The organism is Enterobacter sp. Res13-Sevr-PEC09-46, assembly GCF_015672585.1.
In the GTDB taxonomy this organism is placed as follows: domain Bacteria; phylum Pseudomonadota; class Gammaproteobacteria; order Enterobacterales; family Enterobacteriaceae; genus Enterobacter; species Enterobacter hormaechei_C.
On record NZ_JADABR010000014.1, the window covers coordinates 78,400 to 96,099 of the forward strand.

13 protein-coding genes and 2 tRNA genes are annotated in these 17,700 nt (G+C 49.5%); 9 read left to right on the top strand and 6 right to left on the bottom strand.

Going from position 1 to position 17,700, the window contains the following annotated elements; translation table 11 throughout:
* The first annotated feature begins 19 nt into the window (after window positions 1–19).
* The 5 genes from IMQ56_RS07975 to IMQ56_RS07995 all read left to right on the top strand — a co-directional run bounded on the left by IMQ56_RS07975 (window position 20) and on the right by IMQ56_RS07995 (window position 5,254).
* Window positions 20–2,209: a TonB-dependent siderophore receptor gene (locus tag IMQ56_RS07975; RefSeq protein WP_032654151.1), complete on the top strand. Its 2,190-nt coding sequence runs from the start codon at window positions 20–22 to the stop codon at window positions 2,207–2,209.
* A gap of 163 nt (window positions 2,210–2,372) precedes the next feature.
* Window positions 2,373–2,448 (top strand) — tRNA-Asn (locus IMQ56_RS07980).
* Window positions 2,449–2,777: 329 nt separating this feature from the next.
* Window positions 2,778–3,104, top strand: a complete 327-nt coding sequence (locus IMQ56_RS07985; protein ID WP_017693121.1) for a phage holin family protein — start codon at window positions 2,778–2,780, stop codon at window positions 3,102–3,104.
* Window positions 3,091–3,480 carry a M15 family metallopeptidase gene (locus IMQ56_RS07990; protein WP_032654154.1) on the top strand — a complete coding sequence of 130 codons (390 nt, stop codon included), beginning with the start codon at window positions 3,091–3,093 and terminating at the stop codon, window positions 3,478–3,480. Before IMQ56_RS07985 ends, IMQ56_RS07990 begins: the two co-directional genes overlap by 14 nt.
* 247 nt (window positions 3,481–3,727) lie before the next feature.
* The gene (locus IMQ56_RS07995; protein WP_017693119.1) at window positions 3,728–5,254 is read left to right on the top strand and encodes an aryl-sulfate sulfotransferase; all 1,527 of its coding nucleotides are present in this window, start codon (window positions 3,728–3,730) and stop codon (window positions 5,252–5,254) included.
* Window positions 5,255–5,359: 105 nt separating this feature from the next.
* Here IMQ56_RS07995 and IMQ56_RS08000 read toward each other — a convergent pair whose 3' ends face one another.
* On the bottom strand, window positions 5,360–6,535 hold the full coding sequence (locus IMQ56_RS08000) for a cytoplasmic protein (protein WP_085939390.1): 1,176 nt from the start codon (window positions 6,533–6,535) through the stop codon (window positions 5,360–5,362).
* Between the two features lie 132 nt (window positions 6,536–6,667).
* On the opposite strand from IMQ56_RS08000, the gene IMQ56_RS08005 reads away from it, so the two are divergent.
* The 3 genes from IMQ56_RS08005 (at window position 6,668) to IMQ56_RS08015 (ending at window position 10,878) form a co-directional block, all read left to right on the top strand.
* Complete coding sequence (locus IMQ56_RS08005; protein ID WP_032648835.1) at window positions 6,668–8,221, top strand: bifunctional UDP-sugar hydrolase/5'-nucleotidase; 1,554 nt, start codon at window positions 6,668–6,670, stop codon at window positions 8,219–8,221.
* Between the two features lie 128 nt (window positions 8,222–8,349).
* Complete coding sequence (locus IMQ56_RS08010) at window positions 8,350–9,912, top strand: bifunctional UDP-sugar hydrolase/5'-nucleotidase (RefSeq protein WP_180240593.1); 1,563 nt, start codon at window positions 8,350–8,352, stop codon at window positions 9,910–9,912.
* Window positions 9,913–9,996: 84 nt separating this feature from the next.
* On the top strand, window positions 9,997–10,878 hold the full coding sequence (locus IMQ56_RS08015) for a nucleoside-specific channel-forming protein Tsx (protein WP_039270462.1): 882 nt from the start codon (window positions 9,997–9,999) through the stop codon (window positions 10,876–10,878).
* Window positions 10,879–11,032: 154 nt separating this feature from the next.
* Here the strand turns inward: IMQ56_RS08015 and cbl are convergent, their stop codons facing one another.
* Both cbl and nac read right to left on the bottom strand, forming a co-directional pair.
* The gene (cbl, locus tag IMQ56_RS08020; protein WP_017383311.1) at window positions 11,033–11,983 is read right to left on the bottom strand and encodes an HTH-type transcriptional regulator Cbl; all 951 of its coding nucleotides are present in this window, start codon (window positions 11,981–11,983) and stop codon (window positions 11,033–11,035) included.
* A gap of 96 nt (window positions 11,984–12,079) precedes the next feature.
* A complete protein-coding gene (gene nac / locus IMQ56_RS08025; RefSeq protein ID WP_003859531.1) occupies window positions 12,080–12,997 on the bottom strand; it encodes a nitrogen assimilation transcriptional regulator NAC in 918 nt (305 codons plus the stop codon).
* 320 nt (window positions 12,998–13,317) lie between these two features.
* Between nac and IMQ56_RS08030 the strand changes: the two genes are divergently transcribed.
* Window positions 13,318–13,393, top strand: a tRNA-Asn gene (locus tag IMQ56_RS08030).
* A 135-nt stretch (window positions 13,394–13,528) separates the two neighbouring features.
* Here IMQ56_RS08030 and ldtA read toward each other — a convergent pair.
* From ldtA to IMQ56_RS08045, 3 genes are all read right to left on the bottom strand, one after another.
* Window positions 13,529–14,461 (bottom strand): L,D-transpeptidase, encoded by a 933-nt coding sequence (ldtA, locus tag IMQ56_RS08035; protein ID WP_015572412.1) that lies wholly within the window; start codon window positions 14,459–14,461, stop codon window positions 13,529–13,531.
* 62 nt (window positions 14,462–14,523) lie between these two features.
* Window positions 14,524–17,217, bottom strand: a complete 2,694-nt coding sequence (locus IMQ56_RS08040) for a cation-transporting P-type ATPase (protein WP_015572411.1) — start codon at window positions 17,215–17,217, stop codon at window positions 14,524–14,526.
* Between the two features lie 47 nt (window positions 17,218–17,264).
* The gene (locus IMQ56_RS08045) at window positions 17,265–17,696 is read right to left on the bottom strand and encodes a universal stress protein (RefSeq protein WP_023303952.1); all 432 of its coding nucleotides are present in this window, start codon (window positions 17,694–17,696) and stop codon (window positions 17,265–17,267) included.
* Window positions 17,697–17,700 lie beyond the last annotated feature (4 nt).

The window sequence follows — 17,700 nt, forward strand, 5'->3', positions numbered from 1 at the left end:
ATTCAGGATCAACATAACAATGAAACGTTCTCATCTTTGGGTTTTAAATCCGTGCTTGCTTGCCATGCTTTCTACCTCTGCGTGGGCGGAAGAACAAAAGGAAGAAGATATTGTGGTCTCCGCCAGCCGGGCACATCGCAGCGTGGCAGAGATGGCGCAAACCACCTGGGTTATTGAGCGGGCGGAAATTGAGCAGCAGGTTCAGGGCGGGAAAGAGATTAAAGACGTGCTGGCCCAGCTGATCCCCGGCATGGACGTCAGCAGCCAGGGACGTACCAACTACGGCATGAACCTGCGCGGTCGCTCCATGATGGTGATGGTGGACGGCGTACGTCTGAACTCTTCCCGCAGCGACAGCCGCCAGCTCGACTCTATCGATCCGTTCAACATTGACCGCATCGAAGTGATCTCCGGCGCCACCTCGCTGTACGGCGGCGGCAGTACCGGCGGTCTGGTGAACATCGTCACCAAAAAAGGCCAGCCGGAGACCGAAGTGGAATTCCAGACCGGGGCAAAAAGCGGGTTTAACAGCCATAACGACCATGATGAGAACGTCTCCGCAGCCGTGAGCGGCGGCAATGACAACGCCTCTGGCCGTCTGTCGGTCTCCTATCAGCGCTACGGCGGCTGGTATGACGGCAACGGCGACGAGGTGATTATCGATAACACCCAGACCGGCTTGCAGTATTCCGACCGTATCGACGTGATGGGGACAGGCACCATCAACATCGACGATCATCAGCAGCTCCAGTTAACCACGCAGTACTACAAGAGCGAATCCGACGGCAAGCACGGCCTGTTCCTTGGGGAGAATTTCGCTGCGGTCACGGGCGATGCCAAAGCCTATAATAAAGATAACCTGAACTCTGACCGTATCCCGGGCACAGAGCGTCACCTGATCAACCTGCAATACTCGAACACCGATTTCTGGGGTCAGGATCTGGTTGCGCAGATTTACTACCGTGACGAGAGCCTGACCTACTACCCGTTCCCGACGCTGAGCAAAGGCGCGGTGACCAGCATTGGCGCGTCCCAGCAGAAAACCGATTTTTACGGCGGCAAGCTGACGCTAAACAGCAAGCCGATGGACGACCTGACCCTCACCTGGGGTGTGGATGCCGACCACGAAACATTCGATGCCAACCAGCAGTTCTTTGACTTGAGCAAAGCGGCGGCGAGCGGCGGCATGGAGCTGGACAATGCCTACAACGTGGGCCGTTATCCGGGTTACAGCATTACCAACCTCGCGCCGTTCCTGCAAGCCAGCTATGACATTGACGCCATCACCCTGAGCGGCGGCGTGCGTTACCAGTACACCGAAAACAAGGTGGACGATTTTGTCGGCTACGCCCAGCAGCAGGCAATCGCCACGGGCAAAGCGACCTCCGCTGACGCGGTGCCGGGCGGGAAAACCGACTACAACAACTTCCTGTTTAACGCCGGGATCCTTGGACGTCTTACCGAACAGCAGCAGCTGTGGTTTAACTTCTCCCAGGGCTTCGAGATCCCGGACCTGGCGAAGTACTACGGCTCCGGCACCTATCAGCTGGTCGATGGTCACTATCGCCTGCAAAACAGCGTCAACGTGAACGACTCAACGCTGGACGGTATTAAGGTCAATGCCTACGAGCTGGGCTGGCGCTTCACCGGCGATAACCTGCGTACCCAGGTGGCGGCGTACTACTCGCTCTCGGATAAAACCATCACCATCAACAAGAGCGACATGACCATCAACCTGGAGGACGACAAACGTCGTATCTACGGGGTTGAAGGCCAGGTGGACTATTTCTTCACCGACAGCGACTGGAGCACCGGGGCGAACTTTAACGCCATCAAGTCCGAAACGCGTGAAAACGGGAAATGGGAGAAGCTGACGGTCGACAGCGCCAGCCCGTCTAAAGCCAGCGCATGGGTTAACTGGGCGCCGGGCGACTGGGCCCTGCGCGTGCAGAGCACACAAACCTTCGACGTGTCTGACGCCGACGGTAAGAAGATTGATGGCTATAATACCGTTGATTTCCTGGGCAGCTACGCCCTGCCGGTGGGCAAAGTCAGCTTCAGCGTGGAAAACCTGCTGGACAAAGACTACACCACCGCCTGGGGCCAGCGCGCACCGGGGCTGTATAGCCCAACCTATGGCTCACCGGGTCTTTATACTTATAAAGGCCGTGGACGTACGTTTGGCCTGAACTACTCCGTTCTGTTCTGATCCTGCGCGCCGCCTGCGGGCGGCGCATTTTGCTGTGCAATTTGAAAGCAAATTTGCTATTAAATCATCGGTTTGCTGAAATTCTCGGCAAACGAACAAAAACGATGTTTTCCCCTTTGACAAGGCGCACGCAGGTCGATAATATGCGCCTCGTTCACACGATTCCTCTGTAGTTCAGTCGGTAGAACGGCGGACTGTTAATCCGTATGTCACTGGTTCGAGTCCAGTCAGAGGAGCCAAATTTGAAAAGCCTGCTTTTAAAGCAGGCTTTTTGCTTTTCAGCGCATGAGAAATGCAGGACGGCGCCCGTTGCCGTTTTAGTGTTTACCCCCACCTCCTCACCTGTCCCTGTTATATATTCCACTAATAAATAGAATCATTAATATTAATAACACATAACTATCATTCATCAAATATCGATCGGCAAAAACTATTAATTACATTCCGTGTGATATTCATCACAAAACGGGATTGCTCAACGTTTATTATTTACCGCATAGCAAAAGCAAATCGTTAGACCAGGAAAAATAATCTCATCAAGAGCTAAAGTTTTTTACTTATATACCCTATGGAGGTAATTGCTTTGCCATGGAAAGACCCATCATCAAATGCATTTTTTAGCTGGCTTTACATAATATTATTTGGCGCGTGGGGAGGACTTGTCAGATATCTCCTTGACGTTAAGTCTGGCCAGTCGGGAAGAAGTTTATTTTCTGCGTTAGCACAAATTATTGTATCAGGATTTACCGGTGTACTTGCTGGGTTGATGTCACAAAGCCTTGGTTCAGTATTTCATACTTCACTTGCAGTCAGCGGTATATCAGGTGCAATGGGTGTTGTTGCTCTTAATTATTACTGGAAGAAAATCTCTGGAGATAGTAATGATAAATCATGAATTTAGTAGAAAGACTGAAAAGAACCTTAAAGGAGTACATAAAGATCTTTCGGAGGTGATGAGAAAAGCATTGAAATTATCGCCTGTTGACTTCGGTATTTCTGAAGGGGTAAGAAACCAAAAACGACAGCTTGAGCTATTAGCATCAGGGAAATCCTTAACGTCTAAAAGCAGGCATTTAACGGGGCACGCCGTCGATGTATTCGCGGTCATCAACGGTACCGTTTCATGGGATTTTAAACATTATCAGACAATTGCAACGGCTGTTTTTCAGGCCGCTAAGGAGTTATCAGTTGATATTGAGTGGGGTGGCAACTGGACGGAAATAAAGGATGGCGTTCATTTTCAGCTATCACGAAAGATGTATCCTGAATAGAACCTAACACTTTTGACATGTATATTTCCGCAGAGAATACAGCGCATCGTTATTTTCCGGATGATTAACCATGTTCTTTTTACATAAATTTTATAATAGGAGAATGAGAATACAAAATCGCTTTTAATTATCACAGCACAAAATTATCCGTCAGGCGTTTATTTACTCGTTATTTATACAGGCGATGCTTAATTGCGCTGACAAAAAAACCATATATCTTATTGAATGAAATAAAAGGAATACCATCATGACAATTACTTATATTAAAACTGAACTTGCACCAGCCGACAACCAGCTCGCTGCATACCTTTATTTTACCTCAGATACCCCGGTAAGTTATTCTTACACTGTTACAAAAAGGACGACCAGTCCAACCAGCGTAGATTTTACCTATACATCGGATCTCATTTATGGTGTTACTCAAACCATTAAAATCCCTGTTATTGGTCTTTATGCGCAATATGCAAACAGTGTGCAGGTCGTATTTAAGGATGACACGGGTACTGAAGTTTTCAATCAGCCATTTATCATCAGTACAGAAGATCAGGAATATGATACATCTGTCATCTTCCACCTCGATATTGAGCAAACCGATCCTGCACTATTTACCTCTGTATGGGGAAACAGTTGGTTAATGGAATCCACTGGCCGAGGTTATGACCAAAATGGTGACCTGCGTTTTAACTTCTTATCGGTTTATCATCTCCAACCGCTGCGGATCCACAATGGCTACCTCTATACCGGCAGCGACGAAGATATGGCGTGGTACGGCCGTAGCTTTTTCAAAATTGATATCATGGGCAATGTCGTCCTTGAATTCGACATGCGTGATGCTGATGGCAATCACTATGCAAATACTCATGATGTAGTCTGGGACTCCGCGGGCGACATTTATATGTTTGGCACCGATAGCCCTAACCGACTAACCAACACGATGGCGCAAGATGCGCTGGTTCTGAAATTTAACGATCAGACAGGGAAAATGATTTGGGCGAAAAACTATACCAGCGAATATAGTGGTTCTCAAATTCTGAATAACAATACGCCTAATGATGTCCATTTTAACTCTCTTACATGGATTGCAAGCAGCCCAAATAACGAAGAAGCCATTATTGTCCATTCTCGCACAACGAGTACAACTTTTGGTATCTCTATCGTTGATGGCAGTATCTTGTGGGCAATCGACACAGGTAATTTCAACCCTCAGTTCCCGGCAAAACAAGCGACTATTCATATTGATAATTCGGGTATTACTCATTTTGAAAATGGTGCCCATACGGTGTGCATTACGAATAATAGTGCTTTTTCTGCCAGTATCGATCCTACCGCAGGAAAATTTGTCTTATCAGTGTTCGATAACCGATCTTGCGTAGATGAAAATGGCAACCCCGTTATTCGTCCGATAAATGACGCAGCGACGTCGGACCCCTATCAAACAGATCCAGCCCGCATTCTGTTCTATGCGGTCGACTTAGCAGCAGGCACCGCTGTTGAGATTCATGCGCCTGTTGAACTCCCAACGACGCCTATCCTCCAATGGACCGACTTTATGGGAGGCGTGTTTGATCATGGTGATTATTTCACTATTTTTACCTGCCATGCGCGCTCATTCTTTATCAGTGACGTAGACGGTAATATGGTTGCCTCTATCTATGATGTGATTTCTTTATCTGATGGCGCTCCTCAATACCCAGGGGAGGCCTACCGTGCAAGATTATTTAATGAAACGGAGCTTACTGACGTCATCACTGCGGCATCTATTTATGCAAATTAATCAAATGATGTAACAATCTGGAACAGATGCAATTGATCACTGTATATGTTAATAGGGGGTCATGTCGAGCCATGACCCCTTGATGCTATATACGAAGCGCACAGGTCATGACTTCATCGCCGAAAAGATTGAGCCATTATTCATACCTGAAGGCGCTAATGTAAATTTATCGTTATAGTCTTGCGCCAGGGAAAGTAGTATTTGCGTCACCCGCCCTGCGGATAGTTGCGCGCTGCGACTAAAATGCGTTTGTTTATATAGCCAGTTGATAAAGCACCTGCTGGCCGTTAAAGAGAGCCTTTTAGCGTTACTGCTATCCCCCCCTGTTAATGGGCAAACCATCTTACGGTTTCTTCCCTGCTCCCAAAGCTGCCACTGACTTTGCCACCAGCCATGCTGTGACGTTCTCTGAAAATTCCAGGGTATATCACTATCATTATCGTTGATTTCTTCTTCTATAAACCACATTTCACCTTGCCCCAGGCGAAACAAATTTGCCCAGGCGGTAATGACTGCTCCCCGAAGAAAGCATTCGTGTGAAATAACATGCATCTTTACCTCAGGAAAGAGGAGATTCAGTATTCGAAAATGCCCGTGAGCCGCTATCACCGGGCGCACAATCGAACCTCTGGCGTTACATTTCAGAGCCGCGCTTCCATACTGTATTTCATCGAACTGGCTCCGACGCAGAAATTGTGTCTCTCGCATATCAACGCGTTTTACAATATCAGCGTGATGCAAATCAGGCTCGATATTTCCCTTCCAGTGATAACGTAATGTTTCCCCACTTTGATGCTCAGTAAAATTAGTGGAGAGATGAATAATATTACCGCGAATGGCATCAAAACTGATCAGGACATACAATTTCTGTTCTGCAATTCTCCCCTGGAACGGTACAACCAGTGACACAGTTTCAATACGTTCTGGATACACTATTTTTCTTTGCTTTTGCTGTTTGGGTGTCCAGACTTTTTTGCAGGCGCGGCACTGAACGCGCTGTGTCCCCCGTGGGTTATAACCATAACAAATAGTTTTCGGGCAATAACATTCAGGGCAAAAATAACCGTTTTCTAAGGCATAGGCGCTTAAGCAAGAAAAAAGCCATTCATTAAATTGTTGTTCATTAAACAGAGGGGGATAACTCCCACATGCCCGGCAGTGCAATGCTGGATATCCCAGCCTGTAGTCTGGCCAACTGTAATCTTCAGATGCTGAGACTGGCAGCCCTAAATTACGGCAACCAAACGATTTACAGGTATTAATCGTAAACAGAATCAATATTAATCACCAACGATTTGAATGGGTCGGTGATTTTGCCGCATAACTCTTGCATAAGTGTGTGAGCAGGTTCGCATAAAAAATCCTTTCAGAACGTAAAGTAGCGAATCTTTATATGACTGAAAGGAACGACTTATGAAGATAAAGTTAATCGCTGCGGGTATTCTGACGACGCTACCATTTTGGGCCTGCGCTAAGGACGTCACCATCCTTTATACCAATGATCTCCATGCTCATGTAGAACCTTATAAAGTGCCATGGATTGCTGACGGCAAACGGGATATTGGTGGCTGGGCGAATATCACTACTCTGGTAAAAGAGGAAAAATCAAAAAGTAAAGCGACATGGTTTTTTGATGCAGGTGACTATTTCACTGGCCCTTATATTAGTAGCTTAACGAAGGGAAAAGCAATTATTGATATTATGAATACCATGTCGTTTGATGTTGTAACGATAGGTAATCATGAATTTGATCATGGCTGGGATAATACATTATTACAGCTAAGCCAGGCGAAATTCCCTGTCGTACAGGGCAACATATTCTATGAGAACAGCAGCAAATTATTCTGGGATAAACCTTATACCATCGTCGAAAAAGATGGCGTGAAAATTGGCGTCATTGGTTTGCACGGCGTGTTTGCCTTCAATGATACCGTCTCCGCGGCAACGCGCGTAGGCATTGAAGCGCGGGATGAAATTAAGTGGTTACAGCGCTATCTGGATGAACTGAAAGGCAAAGTCGACCTGACCGTATTGCTGGTCCATGAAGGTACACCGGCGCGTCAGTCCAGTATGGGAGGGACCGACGTACGACGTGCACTGGATAAAGATATTCAAACTGCAAGCCAGGTGAAAGGTCTGGATATTCTGATTACGGGACATGCGCATGTCGGTACGCCGGAACCGATTAAAGTTGGCAATACGCTGATCCTCTCGACCGACAGCGGCGGCATTGATGTGGGGAAACTGGTACTGGACTACACGAAGCCGCATCAGTTTACGATGAAAAATTTTGAGCTTAAAACCATTTACGCCGATGAGTGGAAGCCCGATCCGCAAACGAAACAGGTTATAGACGGCTGGAATAAGAAACTGGATAAAGTAGTTCAACAAACGGTGGCGCAGTCGCCGGTTGAGTTGACGCGCGCGTATGGTGAATCAGCCCCGCTGGGTAATCTGGCTGCGGACGCTCTACTGGTGGCTGCGGGTAAAAATACTCAGCTAGCCTTGACCAACTCGGGCGGCATTCGCAATGAGATCCCGTCGGGCGCGATTACGATGGGTGACGTCATCAGTACGTTCCCCTTCCCTAACGAGCTGGCCACAATGGATCTTACGGGTAAACAATTACGCACGTTGATGGAACATGCCGCAAGTTTAAGTAATGGCGTCTTGCAGGTTTCAAAAGGCCTGGAGGTGAAGTATGACAGCAGTAAACCAATCGGTCAGCGGGTCGTCGTATTTACCCTTAATGGCAAGCCGATTGAGGATGCGACAGTCTACCACATTGCCACTCAGAGCTTCCTTGCTGACGGCGGCGATGGTTTTACCACCTTTACCGAGGGTAAAGCGCGTAATACAACAGGCGGTTACTACGTTTCTAATGCCGTGATCGATTACTTCAAAGCGGGTAACACTATTACGGATGAGCAGCTCAACGGCATGCGCGTTGCTGATGTGAAAAAGTAAAGGTTATTACCATACAGGCTTTTGGCGCCGCATTGGTGCTGAATGCATTGAAATAAAATAAACGTTTAAGGGTTCATACCTCTACATGGACCCTTTTCAAGCTATTGTTTTTTTCAAGGGAATTGATTATGAAGAAAAATATAAAGCTGAGCCTGATTACGTTATGTTGGTTCGCAACGTTAACCGCCTCAGTTCATGCAAAAGATGTAACAATTTACTATACCAACGATCTACATGCTCATGTCTCTCCTGGGAAACTACCCACCGTTGACAAAGAACGTTTGGTAGGAGGTTTTGCGAATATAGCGACCATCGTCAATGATGCTAAGAAAATAAGTAAAGATGTTTTTTTCTTTGATGCAGGTGATTACTTTACCGGGCCCTATATAAGTACCCTGACCAAAGGCGAAGCCATTATTGATATCATGAACACCATGCCCTTTGATGCTGTGTCAGTGGGAAACCACGAATTTGACTATGGCGTTGATAACATGGTTAAGCAGTTATCAAGAGCACACTTCCCCATTTTGTTAGGTAATGTTTTTTATACCAACAGTGAAAAGCCCGTCTGGAATACCCCCTGGACGATTGTCGAAAAAGATGGCATCAAAATTGGCGTAATCGGGGTACATCAGAAATTTGCATTTTATGACACGATTGCGGCCAAGGCTTACGCTGGTTCAGAGGCGCGTGATGAAGAGCCTTATATTCAAAAAGGGCTTGATGCCTTAAAAGGTAAAGTAGATATCATCGTGCTGCTTATTCATGAAGGTACGCCAGCGCGCCAGTCAAGCTATGGAAACAAAGACGTAGCCAGAATGCTACAAGCTGATATCGATACCGCGAAGAAATTTAAGGGTATTGATGTATTAATCACAGGCCATGCCCATGTAGGGACGCCAGAACCGATTAAAGTTAATGACACTCTCATTGTTTCAACGGATGCCTATGGTACTGACATTGGTAAATTAGTATTGGATTTTAACCCTCAGACGATGAAAATTGAGAGTTACAAAGGTGAATTAATCACTGTATTTGCTGATGAATATAAACCTGATCCAAAAGTACAGCTTAAAATTGATGAGTGGAATGCCAGGCTGAAAAAAATCACTGGCCAGGTTATTGGTTCGACAACGGCGCACTTTACGCGTTCATATGGGGAATCATCACCCGTCGGTAATTTGATAATTGATGCCATGATGGCAAAAGTGCCGGATGCCGTCGTTGGATTACAAAACAGCGGAGGGATACGTGCTGATTTCCCACAGGGAAATTTAACCTACGGCGATGTTATTACCACCTTCCCGTTTAATAATGACCTGGTTGAAATGGATCTTACCGGAAAAGATCTTACCGATTTAATGATCCATGCGACTAATCTCACCAATGGTATTTTGCAAGTATCAAAAAGCGTTCATGTTGTCTATGACAGTACAAAACCGCTGGGCAAACGTCTCATTAAATTCACTGTCAATAATCAACCCATAGATCCGACCAGGATATATCGGGTTGCTACACACTCATTTTGTGCGACAGGTGGCGATGGATTTGAAGCATTTTTAAAAGGGAAAAATATTAAAACTATTAACAGCACTACCTCTGCCGATTCAATTATTGATTATGTGAAGGCGCATAGCCCAGTTAAACCCGATCATGAAATGAGGGTGACTGATGTAAGCGCAGCAAAATGAATTAAACAAGAAGTGATTAAATACTGACATGTATTTTAAATACCACTCGCTTTTCAACATACTCCCATTAAAGGAAATACACGCATGAAAAAAATGAAATATCTTTTACCAGGCGCATTGATAATGCTCCCCATGATTGCGTTTGCGGACTCTGGTAATAATGAATATCTATCAGACTGGTGGCATCAAAGCATTAACATAGTCGGCAGCAACTCTACTCGCTTTGGGCCACAAAAAAGGTCGGATCTCTATCCAGAATACCGTGCGTGGGCCCATGTGGATTGGTTTGATTTTTACGGCTATGCGGATTTGCCTAAATTTTTTGGTTTGGGAAATGACAACGACATTGGTATTTGGGACAATGGCTCGCCATTCTTTACAGAAATAGAGCCACGTTTTAGCATCGACAAATTAACGGGACTTGATTTGAGCGTTGGTCCATTTAAAGAATGGTATTTTGCTCACAACTATATTTATGATGCGGGTACTAACGAAGGACAGCGTCAAAGTACCTGGTATATGGGAATCGGGACGGATATTGATACGGGATTACCGATGACTTTATCTGCAAACATCTACGCTAAATACCAGGGGAATAATTATAACGCCGCCAACGAAAACGAATGGGATGGATATCGCTTTAAATTAAAATATGCTATTCCTTTAACTACACTGTTTGGCGGGAAGCTAAATTACGTCGGTTTCACCAATTTTGATTTTGGCTCAGACTTAAAAGACGAATCAGGTGGCGAGCAACCCTTTTACTCCCGTACTAATGATTCAATAGTTTCTACCCATATCCTCAGCTTAGTTTACTCTCACTGGAGCTATGGCGCGACCCTTCGTTATTTCTATCATGGTGGGCAATTTGAAGAAGGCAGTAAAGCATATAATAGCAAAGGGCAGATCACCCGTATAGACTCTACGGGGTGGGCCTACTATTTAACTGCCGGATACACTTTTTAAATATGTCTAAAAGGAATTAGCCATTAAGAAATAAAATAATAATGCCATTCATTTATGGATGGCATTATTTTATTTAACCCGGTACACGTATCACCCAGGAAGACTTAGAGCCACTCTTACCGTTCCCGGCAGACAATGCGCCGCCGGGCAAAAACTAAATCTGATAATCAATCGCCACCTCTTCCGGCTCCATCACCTGGCGTTTGATCTCATCTACGGAGAGCCCCGCATTGCACAGCTCGATAAAACGCCACACATAGTTACGCTGAAGCTGCCCGCGCTTCAGCCCGAGCCAGACGGTGTTCGCATCGAACAGATGACGCGTATCCAGACGCACCAGATTACCAGCCTCATATTCGCCGCCAGACTGCTCGGCCACCAGGCCAATCCCCAGCCCTAACTCGACGTAGGTTTTGATCACGTCGGAATCCTGCGCGCTCAGCACCACGTCCGGCGTGAGCCCTTTACGCTTGAACGCTTCATCTATGCGCGAACGCCCGGTAATGCCCTGCCGGTAGGTGATAAGCGGCCATTTGACGATCTCTTCCAGCGTCAACGGTGAAACCTGGTTCAGCGGGTGTTCGGCGGGTAATAGCAGGCTGTGGTGCCAGCGGAACCACGGGAACGCCACCAGCAGCGGGTCATTGCTCAGCCGTTCACTGGCGATACCGATATCGGCCCCACCGTTATGCAGCAGCACTTCAATTTCCTGCGGCGTGCCCTGGATCAGTTCGAGACGTACGTCCGGGAAGATCTCACGAAATGCTTTGATAACCGTCGGAAGGCTGTAACGCGCCTGTGTATGGGTGGTGGCGATAGTCAGCACACCGGAAGCGTCGTTGGTAAAGAGATCCGCCAGCCGACGAACGTTGCTGGCCTCGTTGAGAATGCGCTCAGCGATGGTCAGCAATGCCTTGCCTGGCTCGGTCATACCCAGCAGGCGCTTGCCGCGACGGATAAAAATCTCAATGCCTAACTCCTCCTCCAGCTCGCGGATATGTCGGCTGACGCCCGACTGAGAGGTGTAAAGCATATTGGCGACTTCGGTCAGGTTGTAATCCCGCCTGGCCGCCTCACGAATAATTTTAAGTTGCTGGAAATTCACAATTCACTCCGGCGCATCTGACATAAGGCTATTGTTAGAGTCAGGCGGGCTGGAGAACAAATAATAAAAACCAGCATCTTATGCTTATTTGGAATATCAGCTGACGAGTTGCAGCTCGCGATTTTCCAGCGACGGCTTACTGACCAGAGACATCAGGATCTCTTTCACCGCCTGCGCCTGCGGTGACAGGGAGCCGCGCGCGGACATATTCAACGACAGCGGTAAGCTCATGGATGGCGTGGTGATGCGGGCCATCCAGCCGTTCGCCGCGCTGCACAGTGAACGTGCGGCAGACTCGGGCAGAACCGTTACACCCATGCCGCTGGCAATGGCGGCAGTCAGCGTGGAGATGGAATCAATCTCGCCGATAATTTTGGCCGTCAGACGGCGCAGCGAGAACGCTTCGTCAACGCGCACGCGCACGGCACTGTAGTCGCGCGGCAGGAACAGGTTCATCTCTGCCACAGCGGTTAAATCAATGCTCTGACCGGGGCAATCACGGGTACCGACCAGGTAAAGATCTTCCTTCAGCAGCGGCTGGCTGGTGATCCCGGCAACCGGGGAGCGATCGTACAGCACCGCCATATCCAGCTGACCGTTGAGCAGTTTGTCATTGAGCACGGAACCACTGTTCTCATGCAGATAAACCAGCACTTCCGGTAGCTCCGCGCGCACTGCCTGTAGCAGCGGCATGGTGACAGACGATGCGGCCGTTCCCGGCGCCAGGCCAATGGAGACATGGCCGCTCAGGGTCTGACCCACATTGTGCACGGCCAGCTGCGCCTGTTCACACTGACGCAGGATCGTGCGGGCATGGGTATATAAAATTTTTCCCGCTTCGGTAGGCGTTACGCCGCGCTTGGTGCGGATCAACAGTTGCTGGTCCATTTCGCCTTCCAGAGTCGCGACCTGCTGGCTCAGCGCAGGCTGCGCGATATGCAGCACTTCAGCCGCCTGGGTCAGGCTGCCGATATCGACGATTTTTACGAAGTATTTCAGTCGTCTTAAGTTCATGTTGCCCCCTGTTCGAAAATAGCGTGCCGGTAACGGCTGTGTTGTTAAACAGGTTTTGCAATATGGATGCCAGTTTTTTGCAGCGGGTGTATGTCGCTGCTAAGCGGCTGAAAATAAGGAAAGCCAATCACTGGTGCCTGTTTTGAGACGGGGACAACGGTTTCCGATCTGCCCCATTCGGGGTATGTCTGCACAATAATGGTGCATTCCGTTGGCAAAAACGTCACTTTGCTGGTTTTGTCAGCAAACAGTTCAAAGTCGGCGATCCATCCTTTGACAAGGCGTACGCAGGTCGATAATATGCGCCCCGTTCACACGATTCCTCTGTAGTTCAGTCGGTAGAACGGCGGACTGTTAATCCGTATGTCACTGGTTCGAGTCCAGTCAGAGGAGCCAAATTTGAAAAGCCTGCTTTTAAAGCAGGCTTTTTGCTTTTCTGCGTTCGGTCAGTTTGTCGGGTGGCGCTGCGCTTACCCGACCTACATTCTGCGTTCTGTAAAATTGTCGGGTGGCGGCTTCGCCTTACCCGACCTACGGTCCTGTAGGCCCGGTAAGCGCAGCGCCACCGGGCATAGCAAGCTTCACCGGCATCCCCGACCGCCGTTCCAGCTCAGCGCCCGCCCCTTCACTTATTAGCTGCGTCCTTTGTGCGGCTGAAATGGGCAGCGGCACCTTATTTGTCGATTCAAATTCCGCGCGATTGCGTGACAGCGGCTCGTGAACCTCTACCCAACGGCTACCGTCCGGCTCGGTGGTCACCTTTAAGGGCTGATCGATAAGCTGTACCCTCGTCCCCACCGAAACGTTATCGAACAGGTATTTGATATCGTTATTACGCAGGCGAATGCAGCCCTGGCTGACGCGCAGACCAATGCCGAAATTTGAGTTGGTACCGTGGATCGCGTACAGCCTGCCGATATAGAGGGCATACAGCCCCATCGGGTTATCCGGCCCGGCGGGAACGAACGCGGGCAACGTTTTCCCCTCTTTCGCGTAAGCGCGTCGCGTATTTGGCGTGGGTGACCAGGTTGGGCCTTCCTGTTTGCGCTCAACGGCGGTTACCCAGTTACGCGGCGTTTCGCGCCCGGCCTGACCGATGCCAATAGGCAGCACCTCAACCGTGTTGCTGCCGGGTGGATAATAGTAAAGTCGCATTTCCGCGACGTTCACCACAATCCCCTCGCGCACCGTTGGCGGCAGAATAAGCTGCTGGGGTACCACCAGCTGTGTTCCGGCTCGCGGTAAAAACGGATCCACCCCCGGGTTGGCTTCCAGCATATTGCTCAACCCCTGTCCGTGCTGCGCTGCAAACGCTTCGAGCGGCAGAGTATTGCCCTCAGGCACGGTGATGGTGATCGGTGCCCCCACCAGGCGGCTGCCCTCGGGAGGGAGGGGGTAGGTTACAGCAGATGCAGCGGGAACCAGAATACCAAGCGTAAAAACGAACGAGGCAAATCGAATCATAGTGTTCTGTACTCAGTCAAAGAGAAAGCCTGCCGGTGGGCAGGCTTAGCCTACTCATTCAGTCATCTTTTCGTCGTGCGCCATCTCCGGGTAAGGACTTTTTCTGCTTCAACAATCATGAACATCGCAAACCCAATCAGGAAGGTAATGATCCAGTAGCGGAACGGTAGCGCTTCGGTACCGAACAGCATTTGCATGAACGGCGCATAGATGATCAGAAGCTGAAGGGCCAGAAGTACGCCGCTCACGATCCATATCCCCTTGTTAGCCAGCAGACCTTTACTCAGGGAAAAGCCGTCGGTGACGCGGCAGTTGAGCATGTAAAACCACTGGGCGGTGACCAGCGTTTGCAGCAACACGGTGCGAATGAACTCCGGTGAGTAGCCGCGTGGTTGCAGCCAGGCCTCCAGCACAAAGGCGCTGATGGCAATCATCAGGCCGACAAACACCACTCGCCAGATGGCATAACCGTCCATCACATGCAGGTTAGACTTACGCGGCGGCCGGTTCATGATGTCCTTCTCACCCGCTTCAAACGCCAGGCCAAACGACAGCGTTGCCGAGGTTGCCATGTTCATCCACAGGATCAGTACCGGCGTTAGTGGGATCAGGTTCCCCGCCAGCAGGGCAATAATGATCAGTAAGGCCTGGGCGATGTTGCTCGGGATAACGAACAAAATGGTCTTTTTCAGGTTGTCGTAGACCCGACGCCCTTCATGGACCGCCCGGGCAATGGTGGCAAAGTTATCATCCGTTAACACCATATCGGCGGCTTCTTTGGTGACTTCAGTACCTTTGATCCCCATCGCGATGCCGACATCCGCCCGCTTCAGCGCCGGCGCATCGTTCACCCCGTCCCCGGTCATCCCGACCACTTCCTGCTTACTTTGCAGCGCCTGCACCAGGCGGAATTTATCTTCCGGGCTGGTGCGGGCAAAGATATCGTATTTTTGCGCCGCCTCGCTCAGCTGGTGGTCGTCCATCGCCTCCAGCTCGCGCCCGGTAATGGCGCTCGCCGCGTTGCCAATACCCAGCATCTGTCCAATGCTCATCGCCGTTTGTGGATGATCCCCGGTAATCATTTTCACGCGAATACCCGCCTGCAAGCAGTCGGCAATGGCCGAAATGGCTTCCGGGCGCGGGGGATCCATCATGCCCGCAATGCCGAGCAGTATGACCCCTTCTTGCAGATCCGCATGCGTCAGCTCGCGCTGCCCGCTGGCAGCCGGTTTCCAGGCCGCAGCCACCATGCGCAATCCCTCGCGCGCATACTCTTCAATCTTCTCTTCCCAGTAGTGCAGGTTGAACGGCTCCAGCCCGTTTTGGGTCTGCTGGTGCTGGCAAAGACGGAAAAGGACGTCCGGCGCACCGGTGATTAACATCACCTCTTCGTCGCCCAGGCGATAGAGAGTGGACATGTATTTATATTGCGAATCAAATGGGATTTTACTGCGCAACTCGGCGTCAATTGCCGGAAGCGGGATTTTGGCCGCCAGCACCTTCAGCGCGCCTTCGGTTGGACCGCCGGTGATTTTCCACAGCCCCTGCTCATCTTTGATCAGCTGGCTGTCATTACAGAGATCGACTGTGCGCAGATAGCGCTCAAGCACAGATCCCGGGGTCACGGTGACCGGTGTCGGATCGTCAACGGGGTGAATAGTACCCACCGGCTCGTAGCTGTCTCCCTCCACGCGGTAGGTGGTGTCCGCGGTAATCACCGCTTTTACCGTCATCTCATTCATGGTCAGGGTGCCGGTTTTATCCGAGCAGATAACCGTCATCGCCCCCAGCGTTTCTACGGTAGGCAGCTTACGAATAATCGCCTTGCGACGCGCCATCGCCTGCACGCCCAGCGAGAGGATGATCGAGATAATGGCCGGTAATCCTTCCGGCACCGCCGCCACCGCAAGGCTAATCAACGACAGCACCAGCTCTGATACGGGCATATCACGGAAGATAAGACTGAAAACGAACAGCGCCAGCATCATCACCAGAATGGTGATAAAAATGGTCTTGCCGAGCTTGTCCATTTGCACCATCAATGGGGTACGGTGTTTTTCAATGTCTGACATCATCTGGTTGATATGGCCGAGTTCAGTCTCTCCACCGGTCGCCACCACCAGCCCTTTTCCTCCGCCGGAGCTGACGGTGGTGCCAGAATAAAGCAGGTTGTAACGGTCGCCTAACGGCAACTCCCCGTGGAGCGCATCGCTGCTCTTCTCCACTACCGTGGATTCGCCGGTGAGAATAGCTTCTTCCACCCGCAGGTTGTGCGCCTCTGTCACACGAAGATCGGCAGGAATGCGATCCCCGGCGCGTATCACGACGATATCTCCGGGCACCAGCGCTGTCGTCGGGATAGTTTCATGGTTGCCCTGCCGGATGACCACAGCCTCGCTGGAGAGCATATTGCGAATACTTTGCAGCGATTTCTCCGCATTGCTCTCCTGAATATGGCCAATCAGGGCGTTAATGATGGCTACCCCAAGAATGACAAACATATCCACCCAGTGTCCCATTATCAGCTTCAGCAGCGCTGCCGCCAGAAGAACGTAAATAAGGACATCGTTGAAATGGGCCAGAAAGCGCAGCCAGCCAGGTTTACCCGGTTTTTGCGGTAAGGCATTTTCGCCGTATTTTTCCAGCCTGGCGGTCGCTTCTGTACTGCTGAGTCCGTCGAGGCTGGATTGGATATTTGTCAGGGTTTCATCAACGGTCTGTTGATAATACGGGCGGTGAGGCTTTTCTGTTATCATCGTTCCTTCCTCGGGTTCTTTTCAGAAATCACCTTGCTTTCATGACATTAACGAATAACGAAAACAGGAACATGCGCGTAACGAACGATACTCGCCGCCTCTGACCCTAATAAATGAGTTTGAATATTGGGATTACGCGATCCCACAATAATCGCACCGACGTTAAGTTCATCCGCCAGTTTGATTACCTCATCACGTATATTCCCGCTGCGAACATGAAGATGGACATTTGCTTCCGGCAGGTTGATTTTTTTTACCAGCGCAGCCAGTTTTTCTTTAGCATTATTAATCATATATTCATCCATCTTTCTCGCGTCTGCAATAAAACCGCGGGTCAGTTCTGCCGAGAACTTTGGCATAACGTACAGCAGATGGACATCACCCGATGCGCTTTGCGCCAGGAATTGGGCATGCTGTAGCGCTTTATCAGACAACGCTGTTTCGTATACATCCACCGGCACCAGAATCGTTTTATACATATCA